The organism is Acidovorax sp. LjRoot204 (assembly GCF_056175785.1).
The window spans coordinates 1-13,657 of the sequence record NZ_JBGFFF010000005.1 but is presented as its reverse complement, the minus strand read 5'-3'; the positions used below and the strand labels follow the sequence as shown (position 1 = coordinate 13,657).

The window sequence follows — 13,657 nt, the reverse complement described above, 5'->3', positions numbered from 1 at the left end:
GCGAACCCGGCGTGCTCCGTTTTTCATGAAATACTGCAACGCAGCAGGGGACAAAAGCCGTGGTTTACCTAAGAACCTGTTCAAAGTCTTTTTGGAGTTGCACAAGTACCTTACCGGGATGGGATGCAAGGCGCGGTGCGCAGTTGATAGCTCGGCTATCAACAAGCGCCGCAACGCCGCAGACCGCCCGGCAAGGCACTTGCCCACAGGGTTGGAGTGAAATCGGGCGATTGAACGCCCCGGCTGCTTGTATGGGCACGAGCCCATGCGGCGCATCCGAAGCTTCCACTCATCCCGATTGCACTCCAATGCAATCTCCAAAAAGACTTTGAACAGGTTCTAAGGCCCTTGAACTCTGCGCACCCGCTGTCATCTGACATCTATATCGACAAGGGGAACACGATGCACATGCTCTACGACTCAGAATCCTTCGTGGTGGTCCATATGCTGCCCGATGCCGTGGAGAAAAAGAGCGCCCAGGTGCTCAACGACACCGCCCCCGCCGTTCCCCAGCTTGCGCGCCATGGTTTTGAAATCGTGGACAAGCGCTCCGGCAAAGAGGTCTACCTGGACGGTTCCTGGGCCGAGATGTTCCAGGAGCAGATCCTGGCCTGGCAGCGCGACACGCCCACCCAGGAGGAAGTGGAAGACGCATTGGACCGCTACGCGGGCCTGGCGCAGAACCCGGTGGTGGTGCACTGACACCACGACAAAGGCCGGTGCGTTAGCTCAGCCCACCGAGCCTTCGTGTGCGGTGGGCGGATAAATCCGCCGGTACAGCGGGTCCACCAGCATCAGCACCGCAATCAGCCGGCACACCTGGAACGCCGTCACCACGGGCACCCCCAGCTGCAGCACCTTGGCCGTGATGGCCATCTCGGTGATGCCGCCGGGCGAAGTGCCCAGCAGCAAGGTGACCCAGGGCAGCCCCGTCGCCCAGGCCAGGGCACCGGCAAACAGTGCGCACAAGCCCATCAGCGCCACCGTGCCCAGCGCCACCGACGCCAGCCAACGCGGCGCAGTGTGCAAGAACTCCGCGCGAAACCGCACGCCCAGGCTCACCCCGATCACGAGCTGCGCTGCATTGACCATGCCCTGGGGCACTGCCGACAGGCTCTGGCCCGCCATGGTCAGGCCCATGGACACCAGCATCGCCCCCATGAACCAGGGGTTGGCGCGGCCCAGCCGGTCCATCAGCAACGCCCCTGCACCGGTCAGCAGCGCCATCAGCGCCAGCCCCGGCCAGTTCACCACCCGCAGCGTGGGCGGCAGGATATCGAGGCCGTGCAGGCCGCTGAACTGCAGTGCGAACGGAATGGTCACCGTAACGATCAGCAGCCGCAGGCTGTGGCTGGCAGCCACCAGGTCGGTGCGCGCGTTTTCGCGCTCGGACAACAAGGTCATCTCGGACGCCGCTCCAATCGCGCCGGCAAAGTAGCTGGTGGCGCGCAGCATCGGTGCAGGAACACCGTGCATGCGGGGCGCATGCACGCGGTAAAGCCACGCACCAAACAGCCAGCCCAGGAACAGCGCCCACGCAATGCCCAGCACGATGGCCCACCACAGGCCGCCGATCAGCGCGACCACCTGGGGCGTGAAATACAGGCCCAGCGCGGCGCCAATGGTCCATTGCCCGGCGTTGCGCAGCGGGCCCCAGCTTTCGGTGGGGCCGCCGGCCATCGACACGACAGAAGTGGCCAGCAGTGGGCCGATCATCCAGGGCAGCGGGGTCTGCAGGGCCACACAGGCGGCGGCAGCGGCCCACGCCAAGGCCAGGGTGGCCAGGGTGCGAACAATAAAGAGGGGGCGCATACGGGAAACGGCAGGCAGGCAAGCAAACAGGCGCGGCGGGTCGCGCGCGCAACCCCTCAGTATCGCGCGAGCCGCTGGCCCTGCAGCCGCCAAGGCGCTGCCCAGACGGAACGGCTGGCATCGCCACCGGGCAACGGCCGCGTGGCACCGTGCGCCAAGCAGTCCCTGGGGGCAGCTGGCGCCAAATTTCAGCCCTAGCGGCCTCTTGCGCCAGTCGAATATGTGCTTATAGCTATATTTTTAATAGCAATCAGATCGCACCCCGCCGCGCAGCCATCTCCTGCCCCATCGCCGCAAGGGACGCGGGCGGCAGCAAAGTGGCAGCAGCAGGGTAGGCCACGCCTTCTTCGGCGGCGATGTGGGCGTCATACCGCATGGCAAAACGGTCCAGCGCGGCCTCGTCCTGGGGCGTGAAGCCGGTGGCGCTTCCATCCAGCAACGCTTGCAGCCCGGGCCGGGCCGCTGCCCAGTCGGTGGTCATGGCCACGTGGTCGTGCTGCAGGCGCGTGACCAGCGCCCGGACCTCGGGCGTGGCCTGGGCGAGCAGCAGGGGGAACACATGCAGTTCTTCGTCCTGGTGGTGCAGCGGTGCGGCGATTTCGAAATAACGCAGCACATCCCGCGCGGCCTGGCGGGCATCGTTGTCAACGCCCTGCTTTCGCACATGCTCACGCAAGCGGCCCAGCAAACCCAGCGTGCGTTGCACGCGCTCGTGGCAGGCCTCCAGCATGGCAAAAGGCTGCTCAAAGCCCACGGCCGGTGCGCTGAAGCCGGGCAGATGCTTTGGCGCAGCAACAGATGTGGATGCGGACGCAGGTACGGACGCCTGTGCCATGGCAGGCCTCAGCCAAACCGCACAGGGTGGCCCTGGCGGTCAAACGGAATGAACGCCCCATGCGCCCCACCCTTGATCGCATCCACCATGCGCTGCAAGGGCGCCTCGGCATCGGCGCTGCTGGGCGCCTGGTTCAGCGTGCCGGACATCGCCGCCGCAAACACGATGGCCCAGTCGTGGCCGGGGGCGGTGAACTGGCGGGCCTCGGTCACCAGTGCGTCGAACGATGCCAGTTCCTGCGGCGTCTTGTCCACACACATCAGCGGCACCAGGGCACCGCCCTGCCCGGCCTCGAAGCGCTCGCGCTGCGCCGGGGTGGCGTCGTCGGGCAGCTCCACCGCCGCGAAGACGAACAGCAGGCGCTGCGGCTCGGGTTGCATGCGCGCAGCCTGCAGCAGGTCGTCAAAACTGGAAATATCCATGAAAAGGTCTCGCAATCAATGAAAGGTGGGGGCCACCGGCGCGCTTCAAAATCCAGGCACCACGCCCCGCTTGGCATCCAGTGTGCTCACATAGGCGCCTGCCGCAGGGCGTGCGCGCACCGCCTTGCGCGACAACACGGTGCCGATGCTGATGAAACACAGGGCCTGCTCGGAGGCCGCCAGTTGAAACAAGGCCCGCAGGCTCGGCGCCTTCAGCGCCTTGCCGCTGGTCAGTGCCGAACCGTAGCCTTGCGCGGTGGCCATCAGCAGCATGTTCTGCACGGCACAGCCGGCAGAGACGGTGCGCTCGGCCAGATCAATCTCGGCGTCGCCCCGCTCGGCATCTACCACCGCCAAAAGCAACACCGGGGAGCGGTACGCCTTCTCGCGTGCCTGCTCGGCCTGCTCGGGGGTGGCGGCAGAGTCGCGCTCCAGCAGGGCCTGCGCAAACACATCGGCCAGCGGCGGACGCGCGGCCTGCGGCACCAGGATGAAGCGCCAGGGCAGCAGCTGGCCATGGTCTGGCGCGTGGGCTGCGGCCTGGAGGATCTGCGCCAGCTCGGCAGCATTGGGGCCTGGCCCGCCCAGGCGCTTGGGCAGAATGGTCTGGCGTGACTGGATCAACGCCGCCGCCAGCCCGGCCACATCGTCAGGCGCACTGGCCCGCGCTGCAGCAGGCTGCGCGCGAGACGAAGGGTTCAACGGCCAGGGAATGACAGACATGGGGAATCCTTCCAATGCTTACCGTGTGTGCCGGGAAGGCCGATGCGGGACCCGACCGTTCATCCACAGCTCCCCAGGTGCCCACACTGCGTGCAGTAGTCGCAGCCGTCCTTGCGGATGACCGCATGGGCGCCACATTCGCTGCACTTCTTGCCCGCCATGGCCTGGGGCACGGCCACGGGCAGCGGGGCGGGCTCGTCCAGCGGCAGTTGCTGCTGCACCGGGTCGGCCACGCGGCGCGCCAGGATGTTCTGGATGGCATAGGCCATGGCCGCCACCTCGGAGTCGTGCCACATGGGCACCAGCGTGCCGTCGTCCTTGCGGTGGGTGCCCAGGCGCACCGGGCCGCGGTCCCAGGCGACTTTGCGCATGTCCGACAGCGCCCGCTCCAGAAAACCGCCGCGCGCTGCGAGCGACAGCATGCGCATGCTGGACGTGATCCACTGCTGCGACTCGCCGCTCTGGCCCACCGGCATGAAGAACTCGATGGCGCGGTCCACCGTACCGTTGCCCACGCCCGTGGGCACGGGCAGGAAGGACACGATGAGGTACAGGGTCTTGTGGCCTTCCTGCGTCCAGTATTCAAGCTTCTCAGCCACCGCCGAAAGGCCCCCTTGCGGACGGCTTTCGATCACGGTGCGCATGGGGTCCACCGGGGGTGCGGGTGGCGCCACAGGCGCCGCAGCGGGCGCGGACGCAGGTTCCGCATGGGTTTCGAGCACCGAACCCAGAATGCTGTTGGGCCGGTAGGTGGCCAGGCCCTTGAGCTTGGCGCGCCAGGCCTGCAGGTACAGGTCCTTGAACCCTTCGTAGGGGTAGTCCGCGGGAATGTTGACGGTCTTGGAGATGGCCGTGTCCACAAAAGGCTGCACAGCTTCCATCATGGCGATGTGGCCTTCGGCCGGCATGGCCAGGGCCGAGACGAAGTAGTCCGGCAACGCCTCCACATCCCCACCCAGCTCGCGGTACAGGCGCCAGGCATGGTCTTCCACAGCGTATTCGGTGGTGCTGCCGTCGGACTCGCGCTTCTTGCGCTTGTACATCCACGAGAACGGCGGCTCGATGCCATTGGAGGCATTGTCGGCAAAGGCCAGGCTCACGGTGCCCGTGGGCGCGATGGACAACAGGTGGCTGTTGCGGATGCCGTGCTGGTGGATCGCGGCCTTGAGCGATTCGGGCAGCCGGCTCGCAAACGTGCCTTCCGCCAGGTAGCCCCGCGCATCGAACTTTGGAAACGCACCTTTCTCGCGCGCCAGATCCACCGACGAGGCGTACGCGGCGTCGCGCATGCACTCGGCAATGCGCGCGGCCATGGTGCGGCCCTCAGGCAGGTCGTAGCGCAGGCACAGCATGGCCAGCGTGTTGCCCATGCCGGTAAAGCCCACGCCAATACGGCGCTTGGCCATGGCCTCATCGCGCTGCTGCGGCAGCGGCCAGTAGGTCACATCGAGCACGTTGTCGAGTGCACGCACCTGCAGCGCCACGGCTTGGGTGAATGCGTCAAAGTCAAACGCGGCCACGCCCCCAAAGCCAAAGGGGTGCCGCACAAAGCGGGTGAGGATGATGGGGCCCAGGTCACAGCAGCCATAGGACGGCAGCGGCTGCTCTCCGCAGGGGTTGGTCGCCGCAATGTCTTCGCAGTAATGCAGGTTGTTGTCTTCGTTGATGCGCCCCAGGAACAGAATGCCAGGCTCGGCAAAGTCGTAGGCCGACTTCATGATCGTGTCCCACAGCTCGCGCGCGGCCACGGTAGCGTAGACCCACAGGCCATCGGCGCGCTGGCGAGCGCCCTGGGCCAGCAGTGCGGTGCCGGGGCGGGCCTTGTGCACCAGCTCCCACGGTGCGTTGTTCTGCACGGCCTGGATGAACTCGTCCGACACCCCCACCGACACATTGAAATTGTTCCAGCGGCCTGGCGTGCGCTTGGCGGTGATGAACTCGTGCACATCCGGGTGGTCGATGCGCAGTACACCCATCTGCGCACCCCGGCGTGCGCCAGCGCTCTCCACGGTGGAGCAGGACTGGTCGAACACGTTCATGTAGCTGCACGGCCCCGATGCCATGGAGGCGGTGGCCTTCACCTGCGCGCCCTTGGGACGGATGCGGGAGAAATCGTAGCCCACACCCCCGCCACGGCGCATGGTCTCGGCCGCCTCGCGCAGCGCTTCGTAGATGCCCGGAAAGCCTTCGTCATCCACGCCCTGGATGCAGTCACCCACGGGCTGCACAAAGCAGTTGATGAGGGTGGCCTGGATGTCGGTGCCTGCTGCGCTCATGATGCGGCCTGCGCCGATGGCGCCCGCCTTCAGGTTGGCGAGGAACAGGGCCTCGTACTTTTCGCGCAGCTCGGGTTTTTCGACCGAGGCCAGGGCCCGTGCCACGCGCTGGTACAGCTCGTCGGCCGTGGTTTCGCCGGGTTTGAGGTATTTCTCCCGCAGCACATCCAGGCTGATGGGCTGCAGGGACGAGGTGGGGTTGAGTGGGGGCTGGGGTTCGCGTTTCATGGGGGCCGATGATTTGGGTTTCAGGCTGAAACGGGGTTGCGTTCCGTCAAGGAGCGCTCATTCCACTCCGAATGCAGCGCCATGGCAAGTCGGTGGCCGCTCACTCGTCCACCAGCACCTGCCCATCATGCTCCACGTAGGGCTGGTAGGGGCCGGTGCCGCTGTGGTCCGACTGCGAAGCGGGCACAAATCCACCGGTCTGGACATCGAACACATGCACTTCGCCGTCCTCGATCACATAGTGCCAACCGTGCAGGCTGATCTGGCCCGACTGCACCCGGCTGCGCACCATGGGGTACTCCATGAGGCGCTCCAGCTGCAGCACCACTGCGCGCTGTTCGGTGCGGCGCAATACCTCGGGACCCGGCTGCATGGGCAACAGGGCCTCGCGCCCCAGGTCCAGCCAGCGGTTGAGGTTGGGGGCCTCGGGCGACACCTCACCATACATCGCCTTGATGGCCCCACAGTGACTGTGGCCGCACACCACGATGCGGCGCACCTGCAGATTGAGCACTGCGAACTCGATGGCCGCCGTGGTGCCATGGTGGCCATGCGACCCGTCGTACGGCGGGATGAACGCCCCCACATTGCGCACCAGAAACAGCTCGCCCGGCCCCGCACCAGTCAGCAGATAGGGCACCAGGCGGGAGTCGGAACACCCGATGAACAAGGTGGTGGGATGCTGCCCTTCGTCCACCAGCGCCTGGAACTGCTGGCGATACTGGGGGAAAGCGTCGTCATGGAAGCGGCGCAAGCGGTCCAGCAACTCGTCGGGCATGGGCAGGCAATCAGATAACGGTGGTGTGTGGAGCAATTACTGTACGAGCGGTGTGTCGGCCGCGTCCAGCGCCACCCCTTCGACCACGGCGGCGCCCGCCAGCAGCTGCAAATATTGGCGCAACGCATTCACCCAGGCCTGTTGGCGCAGGGTGAGCGCGATGGCCTGGCGCACTTCCTCAAACGAGGGCTGCTGCCCGGGGTCACGGGCCACCACCTCCACCACATGCAGGCCAAAGCGGCTGTGCACCAGGCGCGCCAGCACGCCGATCTCGGCGCCGCCAAACACCTCGCGGGCGAACTCGGGGGCGCAATCGGCGCGGGTGAGCCAGCCCAGGTCGCCGCCCTGCTGGCCACTGGGGCAGTTGGACCACTGGGCTGCTGCCTTGGCAAATTGGGCACCGCCATCGTCCGCGCAGCGCAGCTCAATCAGCAAGGCCTCGGCCCGCAGGCGCAACTGCTTCACATCTATCCCCGGCGTCACGGCAAAGAGCACATGGCGCAGCTGGGCACGCTCTCCCTGGGCGTGTGCCGCAGGGTGGGCGTCGTGGTAACGGCGGCAGGCTTCTTCTGAAGGGTCAGGGAGGTCCAGCTCACGCTCCAGCAACTGCTCAATGGCATTGGAGGCCTGGACGCTGATAGCCCCCTCAACACCCGGCACATCGCTCGCGGGCAGAAGGCCCGCCTGTTGCGCCGCCTGGCGCAGCAGCTCGGTACACGCACGCTGGCGCAGGGCCTCTTCGTCCAGCGACTCGTGCGGGGCATTGAGGGCCACGCCATTGACGCGTGCCACCTCGGCTGCCACCAAGCCCCTGCCCCCCATGGCGCCGGCTTGTGGTGCCAGGGTGGCTTGCAGAGGCACATCGTCCATCGTTGCCACCAGGGCCTCGTAGGCCGCAGCCTGCGTCGGGGTCAGCGTGCTGGCAGGTGCTGCCGCCACGCCGCTGTCAGTGGAGCCGCATCCGCAGCTCCCGGTTCCACATCCGCTCATGGTGTGCTCCTTGATAGTCGGTGGATTTCAGGCGCGGCGGTCTTGCGACTGCATGTGACCTGGGGGCAGGTTCAAGCGGCGCGCACGCACCACCTGGTAGGGGCGCAGCACATAGGCCAGCGTGCCAAAGCCACTCCACACATGCACCAGACGGGTGAAGGGGAAGATCAGGAAGATGCTCATGCCCAGGAACATGTGGGCCTTGAAAATCCAGCCCGCCTCGGCCAGCAGCTCCACCCCGCCACTGCGGAAGGTCACCACCCGTTGCCCCCACTCGGCCAGCTTCATCATCATGGAGCCATCCAGATGCTGCGCCGACAGCGGAATGGTGGCCAGGCCCAGTGCCAGTTGCAGCCACAGCAGCACCAGAATCAGGATGTCGCTGGTCTTGGACGTGGCGCGGATGCGAGGGTCCGACAGGCGGCGGTGCAGCAGGATGGACAGGCCGATGAAGCCCAGCGTGCCCGCGATCCCGCCGGAGACCATGGCCATGAGCTGCTTGGCGCCCGCACTCATGAAATGCTCGTACACAAAGTGCGGCGTGAGCATGCCCACCGTGTGGCCGAAGAACAGGAACAGCACGCCGATGTGGAACAGGTTGCTGCCCCAGCGCAGGCTGCCGGTGCGCAGCAGCTGCGACGAATCACTCTTCCAGGTGTACTGGTCACGGTCAAACCGCGCCCAGCTGCCGATGAAGAACACGGCCAGGCAAATGTAGGGATAGATGCCAAACAGCAGGGTGTCAAGCCAGGTGGTCATGCTGAGACTCCTTCGGGTGCCCGCTCGGCGCGGGGGGTACGAACAAAATGCAGGGGCTGCGGCTGGTCGGGCTTGGACTGGCCCTGGGTGCTGCAACCGCCAAACGCTTCGGGCTCGGCCCAGACCTCGTCCATGGGCGGCTCGGGCGTGAGCGCCACCGACTGCACACGCTGGCCCGAGACTTCGAGCACGGCGGCGATCACGCTGGCGTAGGGGCTGTTGCGCGCCACGAGGGCGCTGAACAGCGCATTGAGGATGTGGGCCATTTCGCCCAGAAAATCCCTGGCCACTTCGGGCGGCTGGGTAGAGGCGAACTCCAGCACCACCGGAAGGTGGTCGGGCAGCTCCTCGGCCTGGAACTGCAGGCCTGCCTTCTCGTAGGTCTGCAACAGGTCGACGAGCGCCGGGCCCCGGTCACGCGAGTCGCCGTGCACATGCTCGAACAGGTGCAGCGAGGTCTGGCGGCCGCGATCAAAGTTGTCCACGTAGCGGGCTTCGGCTTCCAGCGGGTCGAGTGCAGCCAGGTGCTCGCACACCGCCTTCAACTCCTCCATGCGCTCGGCCGTCAGGGCTTGCTCGGCCTGCAGGGCGTCGATGAGCTGTGGCATCACGCTGCGCAGCTGCGCATCGGGGTAGCTCAGCAGGGAGCCCAGGGCGCGCAGGGTCAGGCGCACGGAGGTCGGGTTCTTCTTGAACATGGTGATTCCTTCCGTGTCGCTCAAACAGTCGCTTTGATGGGAATGGTCCGCGGCTTCTTGCCACCGAACATACTGGTCTCGGTGGCGCCGTCGGAGCAACCGTTGCCAAACGAGAAGCCGCAACCGCCGCGGATGTCGAACGCGTTTTCTGCGTATTCGCGGTGGGCCGATGGGATGACGAAGCGGTCCTCGTAATTGGCAATCGCCATCACGTGGTACATCTCCTCCACCTCCGCCATCGACAGGCCCGCCTGCTTGAGCACCGACAGGTTCTGGCGCTGTTCCACATGCTTGTCGCGCTGGTAGGTGCGCATGGCCAGCATGCGCTCCAGCGCCCGCACCACGGGCCCGGTGTCACCGGCGGTGAGCAAGTTGGCCAGGTACTGTACGGGGATGCGCAGCTGCGACACGTCGGGGATCTCGCCATTCACGCCCACATGGCCGGCATTCGCAGCGGCCGTGATGGGCGACAGGGGCGGTACATACCAGACCATGGGCAGCGTGCGGTACTCGGGGTGCAGCGGCAGGGCCACCTTCCAGTCCACCGCCATCTTGTAGACGGGGCTGTTGCGGGCGGCGTCCATCCAGCTGTCCGGGATGCCGTCGATGCGCGCCTGCTTGATGACATCGGGGTCGTTCGGGTTCAGGAAGATGTCGAGCTGGGCCTGGTACAGGTCCCGGTCGCGCTCCACACTGGCGGCTTCCTGGATGCGGTCTGCGTCGTACAGCAGCACGCCGAGATACCGGATACGGCCCACGCAGGTTTCCGAGCACACCGTGGGCTGGCCCGCCTCGATGCGGGGATAGCAGAAGATGCACTTCTCGGCCTTGCCCGATTGCCAGTTGTAGTAAATCTTCTTGTAGGGGCAGCCTGAGACGCACATGCGCCAGCCACGGCACTTGTCCTGGTCGATCAGCACGATGCCGTCTTCCTCGCGCTTGTAGATCGAGCCGCTGGGGCACGATGCCACACACGCCGGATTCAGGCAGTGCTCGCACAGGCGCGGCAGGTACATCATGAAGGTGTTTTCGAACTGGCCGTAGATGTCCTTTTGCACATCGTCGAAGTTCTTGTCCTTGCTGCGCTTGCTGAACTCACCGCCCAGGATTTCTTCCCAGTTCGGGCCCCACTCGATCTTCTCCATGCGCTTGCCGGTGATCAGGCTGCGCGGGCGGGCCGTGGGTGCGGCCTTGGTTTCAGGCGCGGACTGCAGGTGGTCGTAGTCGAACGTGAAGGGCTCGTAGTAGTCGTCGATCTGCGGCAGGTTGGGGTTGGCGAAGATGCGCATGAGCAGCTTCCACTTGCCGCCCTGGCGGGGCGCGATGGAGCCGTCGGGGCTGCGCACCCAGCCGCCATTCCACTTGTCCTGGTTTTCCCATTCCTTGGGGTAGCCGATGCCGGGCTTGGTTTCGACGTTGTTGAACCAGGCGTATTCCACCCCGGGGCGGCTGGTCCAGACGTTCTTGCAGGTGACGGAACAGGTGTGGCAACCAATGCACTTGTCCAGGTTCAGCACCATGCCGATTTGTGCGCGAATTTTCATCGTGTTTCTCCTTGGCTTCAGGCGTGGGCTGCGGTGCTGGACACAGGCTCATCGTCGAGCCAGTCCACGCGGTCCATCTTGCGCACCAGCACGAACTCGTCGCGGTTGGTGCCGATGGTTCCGTAGTAGTTGAAGCCGTAGCTGTACTGTGCGTAGCCGCCAATCATGTGGGTGGGCTTGAGCACGATGCGCGTGACCGAGTTGTGGATACCGCCACGGGTGCCGGTGATCTCGGAGCCGGGGGTGTTGATGATCTTCTCTTGCGAGTGGTACATCATCACCATGCCGGGGTTTACGCGCTGGCTCACCACCGCGCGGGCCGCAATGGCGCCGTTGGCGTTGAAAAGTTCGACCCAGTCGTTGTCCACGATGCCCGCAACCTTGGCGTCGTCTTCGCTCAGCCACACCACGGAGCCACCCCGGTTGAGCGTGAGCATCATCAGGTTGTCGCTGTACGTGCTGTGGATGCCCCACTTCTGGTGCGGCGTGATGAAGTTCAGCGCGATCTCGCGGTTGCCGTTGGGCTTCTTGCCCTCGACTTCTTCCAGCGTCTTGAGGTGCACAGGTGGGCGGTAGCTCACAAAGCCTTCGCCGAAGTCACGCATCCACGGGTGGTCCTGGTAGAACTGCTGGCGGCCCGTGAGCGTGCGCCATGGGATGTACTCGTGCACGTTGGTGTAGCCCGCGTTGTAGCTGACCTTCTCGCTTTCCAGGCCCGACCAGGTGGGCGAGCTGATGATCTTGCGCGGCTGCGCCTGGATGTCGCGGAAGCGGATCTTCTCGTCCTCGCGGTGCAGCGCCAGGTGCACGTGGTCGCGCCCGGTCTGCTTGCCCAGGGCCTCCCAGGCCTTGCAGGCCACGTGGCCGTTGGTTTCGGGGGCCAGCATCATCACCACTTCGGTGGCGTCGATGTCGGTCACGATGCGGGGCATGCCCTGTGTCACGCCCTCTTCCTTCACGCGGCCGTTCAGGTCACCCAGCTGGCCCACCTCGGTCTGCGTGTTCCAGCCAATGCCCTTGCCGCCGTTGCCCACCTTCTCCATCAGCGGGCCCAGCGCGGTAAAGCGTTTGTAGAGGTTGGGGTAGTCGCGCTCAACCACCGTGACCTGCGGCGCCGTCTTGCCGGGGATCAGTTCGCACTCGCCCCGCTTCCAGTCGCGCACACCATAGGGCTGGGCCATTTCGCCGGCCGTGTCGTGCATGATGGGTGTGAGCACCACGTCCTTTTCGACGCCCAGATGGCCCACGCTGACCTCGCTCACGGCCTTGGCAAAACCCTTGTAGATCTCCCAGTCGCTCTTGGCCTGCCAGGCAGGGTCCACCGCTGTCGACAGCGGATGGATGAAGGGGTGCATGTCGCTGGTGTTGAGGTCGTTCTTCTCGTACCAGGTGGCCGTGGGCAGCACGATGTCGGAGTACAGGCAGGTCGTGCTCATGCGGAAGTCGAGCGTGACCAGCAGGTCCAGCTTGCCTTCGGGCGCGTGGGTGTGCCACTGCACTTCCTCGGGCTTGGCTTCGTCCTTGCCCAGATCCTTGCCCTGCACGCCGTGGGTGGTGCCCAGCAGGTGCTTGAGGAAGTATTCATGCCCCTTGCCCGACGAGCCCAAAATGTTGGAGCGCCACACGAACATGTTGCGCGGCCAGTTGGCGGGGTGGTCCGGGTCTTCGCAGCTCATCTGCAGGCTGCCGTCTTTCAGTGACTGGACCACGTAGTCCTTGGCGTCCATGCCCCGGGCTGCGGCGTCCTTGGCCACCTGCAGCGGGCTGGTCTTGAGCTGGGGGGCGGATGGCAGCCAGCCCATGCGCTCGGCGCGCACGTTGTAGTCGATCTGCGCGCCGTGATAGGCCTTCTTGTCGGCCAGCGGCGAGAGGACCTCCTCCATGCCCAGCTTCTCGTAGCGCCACTGGTCGGTGTGGGCGTAGAAGAAGCTGGTGCTGTTCATCTGGCGCGGTGGGCGGATCCAGTCCAGCGCAAAGGCCAGCGCCGTCCAGCCGGTCTGTGGGCGCAGCTTTTCCTGGCCCACGTAGTGCGCCCAGCCGCCACCACTCTGACCGATACAGCCGCAGAGCATCAGCATGTTGATGATGCCGCGGTAGTTCATGTCACTGTGGTACCAGTGGTTCATGGCCGCACCAATGATGACCATGGACTTGCCATGGGTCTTGTGCGCGTTGTCGGCAAACTGGCGGGCGACGGTGATGATCTGATCGCGTGGCACACCGGTGATCTTTTCCTGCCAGGCGGGCGTGTAGGGACGGTCGCTGTCGTAGGTGACGCCCTGCTCTTCGCCGGGCAGACCCCGATCAATGCCGTAGTTGCCAGCCAGCAGATCGAACACGGTGGCCACCATCACCCGGCCCTGGGCTTCGTGCCCGGCCAGCTCCAGGTGGGACACCGGCACGCGGCGCACCATCACGTCGCCGCCTTGCTCGTTGGCCGTGAAGTTGGGCGTTGCCACGCCGCCAAAGTACGGAAAGGCCACATCAGCCACTTCATGGGCCTGCGCGCCGTCCTCGATCACCGAGAGCTTGAGCTTGACGGTATTGGCGGTGCGTGCGTCCTTGTTCTCCAGGGTCCACAGGCCCTGGTCG

The 13,657-nt window shown here is 65.5% G+C and carries 12 protein-coding genes; 1 reads left to right on the top strand and 11 read right to left on the bottom strand.

The features are described from left to right. The first annotated feature begins 402 nt into the window (after positions 1-402). Entirely contained in the window at positions 403-702 is a 300-nt protein-coding gene (locus AC04MI_RS01925) for a BTH_I0359 family protein (RefSeq protein WP_055392879.1), read from the top strand. Between the two features lie 27 nt (positions 703-729). On the opposite strand, the gene AC04MI_RS01920 is transcribed toward AC04MI_RS01925, so the two are convergent. The 11 genes from AC04MI_RS01920 to AC04MI_RS01870 form a co-directional block, all read right to left on the bottom strand. Next, a complete protein-coding gene (locus AC04MI_RS01920) occupies positions 730-1,812 on the bottom strand; it encodes an AbrB family transcriptional regulator (protein WP_436078243.1) in 1,083 nt (360 codons plus the stop codon). Between the two features lie 250 nt (positions 1,813-2,062). After that, positions 2,063-2,647 (bottom strand): hemerythrin domain-containing protein, encoded by a 585-nt coding sequence (locus tag AC04MI_RS01915; RefSeq protein WP_476496956.1) that lies wholly within the window; start codon positions 2,645-2,647, stop codon positions 2,063-2,065. 8 nt (positions 2,648-2,655) lie between these two features. Next, positions 2,656-3,069, bottom strand: coding sequence for a ribonucleotide reductase subunit alpha (locus AC04MI_RS01910; RefSeq protein WP_436078242.1), 414 nt, complete (start codon positions 3,067-3,069; stop codon positions 2,656-2,658). Positions 3,070-3,114: 45 nt separating this feature from the next. Next, positions 3,115-3,792, bottom strand: a complete 678-nt coding sequence (locus AC04MI_RS01905; RefSeq protein ID WP_199170848.1) for a nitroreductase family protein — start codon at positions 3,790-3,792, stop codon at positions 3,115-3,117. Positions 3,793-3,851: 59 nt separating this feature from the next. Next, positions 3,852-6,296 carry an adenosylcobalamin-dependent ribonucleoside-diphosphate reductase gene (locus AC04MI_RS01900; RefSeq protein ID WP_099731449.1) on the bottom strand — a complete coding sequence of 815 codons (2,445 nt, stop codon included), beginning with the start codon at positions 6,294-6,296 and terminating at the stop codon, positions 3,852-3,854. A 100-nt stretch (positions 6,297-6,396) separates the two neighbouring features. Continuing rightward, positions 6,397-7,074, bottom strand: coding sequence for a carbonic anhydrase (locus AC04MI_RS01895; RefSeq protein WP_015012284.1), 678 nt, complete (start codon positions 7,072-7,074; stop codon positions 6,397-6,399). Positions 7,075-7,110: 36 nt separating this feature from the next. Continuing rightward, positions 7,111-7,944: a peptidylprolyl isomerase gene (locus tag AC04MI_RS01890; protein WP_369804343.1), complete on the bottom strand. Its 834-nt coding sequence runs from the start codon at positions 7,942-7,944 to the stop codon at positions 7,111-7,113. Positions 7,945-8,091: 147 nt separating this feature from the next. After that, positions 8,092-8,823 (bottom strand): respiratory nitrate reductase subunit gamma, encoded by a 732-nt coding sequence (gene narI / locus AC04MI_RS01885; RefSeq protein ID WP_056059835.1) that lies wholly within the window; start codon positions 8,821-8,823, stop codon positions 8,092-8,094. Continuing rightward, positions 8,820-9,521, bottom strand: coding sequence for a nitrate reductase molybdenum cofactor assembly chaperone (gene narJ, locus AC04MI_RS01880; RefSeq protein WP_436078241.1), 702 nt, complete (start codon positions 9,519-9,521; stop codon positions 8,820-8,822). Before narJ ends, narI begins: the two co-directional genes overlap by 4 nt. Positions 9,522-9,541: 20 nt before the next feature. After that, the gene (gene narH / locus AC04MI_RS01875; protein WP_056745774.1) at positions 9,542-11,065 is read right to left on the bottom strand and encodes a nitrate reductase subunit beta; all 1,524 of its coding nucleotides are present in this window, start codon (positions 11,063-11,065) and stop codon (positions 9,542-9,544) included. A gap of 17 nt (positions 11,066-11,082) precedes the next feature. Then, on the bottom strand, positions 11,083-13,657 hold a 2,575-nt coding region (locus AC04MI_RS01870), incomplete at its 5' end, for a nitrate reductase subunit alpha (protein WP_476496953.1).

Coding starts and splice junctions, on each gene's coding strand:
- AC04MI_RS01925 (WP_055392879.1), top strand. CDS start 403: ATGCACATGCTCTACGACTCAGAATCCTTCGTGGTGGTCCATATGCTG.
- AC04MI_RS01920 (WP_436078243.1), bottom strand. CDS start 1,812: ATGCGCCCCCTCTTTATTGTTCGCACCCTGGCCACCCTGGCCTTGGCG.
- AC04MI_RS01915 (WP_476496956.1), bottom strand. CDS start 2,647: ATGGCACAGGCGTCCGTACCTGCGTCCGCATCCACATCTGTTGCTGCG.
- AC04MI_RS01910 (WP_436078242.1), bottom strand. CDS start 3,069: ATGGATATTTCCAGTTTTGACGACCTGCTGCAGGCTGCGCGCATGCAA.
- AC04MI_RS01905 (WP_199170848.1), bottom strand. CDS start 3,792: ATGTCTGTCATTCCCTGGCCGTTGAACCCTTCGTCTCGCGCGCAGCCT.
- AC04MI_RS01900 (WP_099731449.1), bottom strand. CDS start 6,296: ATGAAACGCGAACCCCAGCCCCCACTCAACCCCACCTCGTCCCTGCAG.
- AC04MI_RS01895 (WP_015012284.1), bottom strand. CDS start 7,074: ATGCCCGACGAGTTGCTGGACCGCTTGCGCCGCTTCCATGACGACGCT.
- AC04MI_RS01890 (WP_369804343.1), bottom strand. CDS start 7,944: ATGGACGATGTGCCTCTGCAAGCCACCCTGGCACCACAAGCCGGCGCC.
- narI (WP_056059835.1), bottom strand. CDS start 8,823: ATGACCACCTGGCTTGACACCCTGCTGTTTGGCATCTATCCCTACATT.
- narJ (WP_436078241.1), bottom strand. CDS start 9,521: ATGTTCAAGAAGAACCCGACCTCCGTGCGCCTGACCCTGCGCGCCCTG.
- narH (WP_056745774.1), bottom strand. CDS start 11,065: ATGAAAATTCGCGCACAAATCGGCATGGTGCTGAACCTGGACAAGTGC.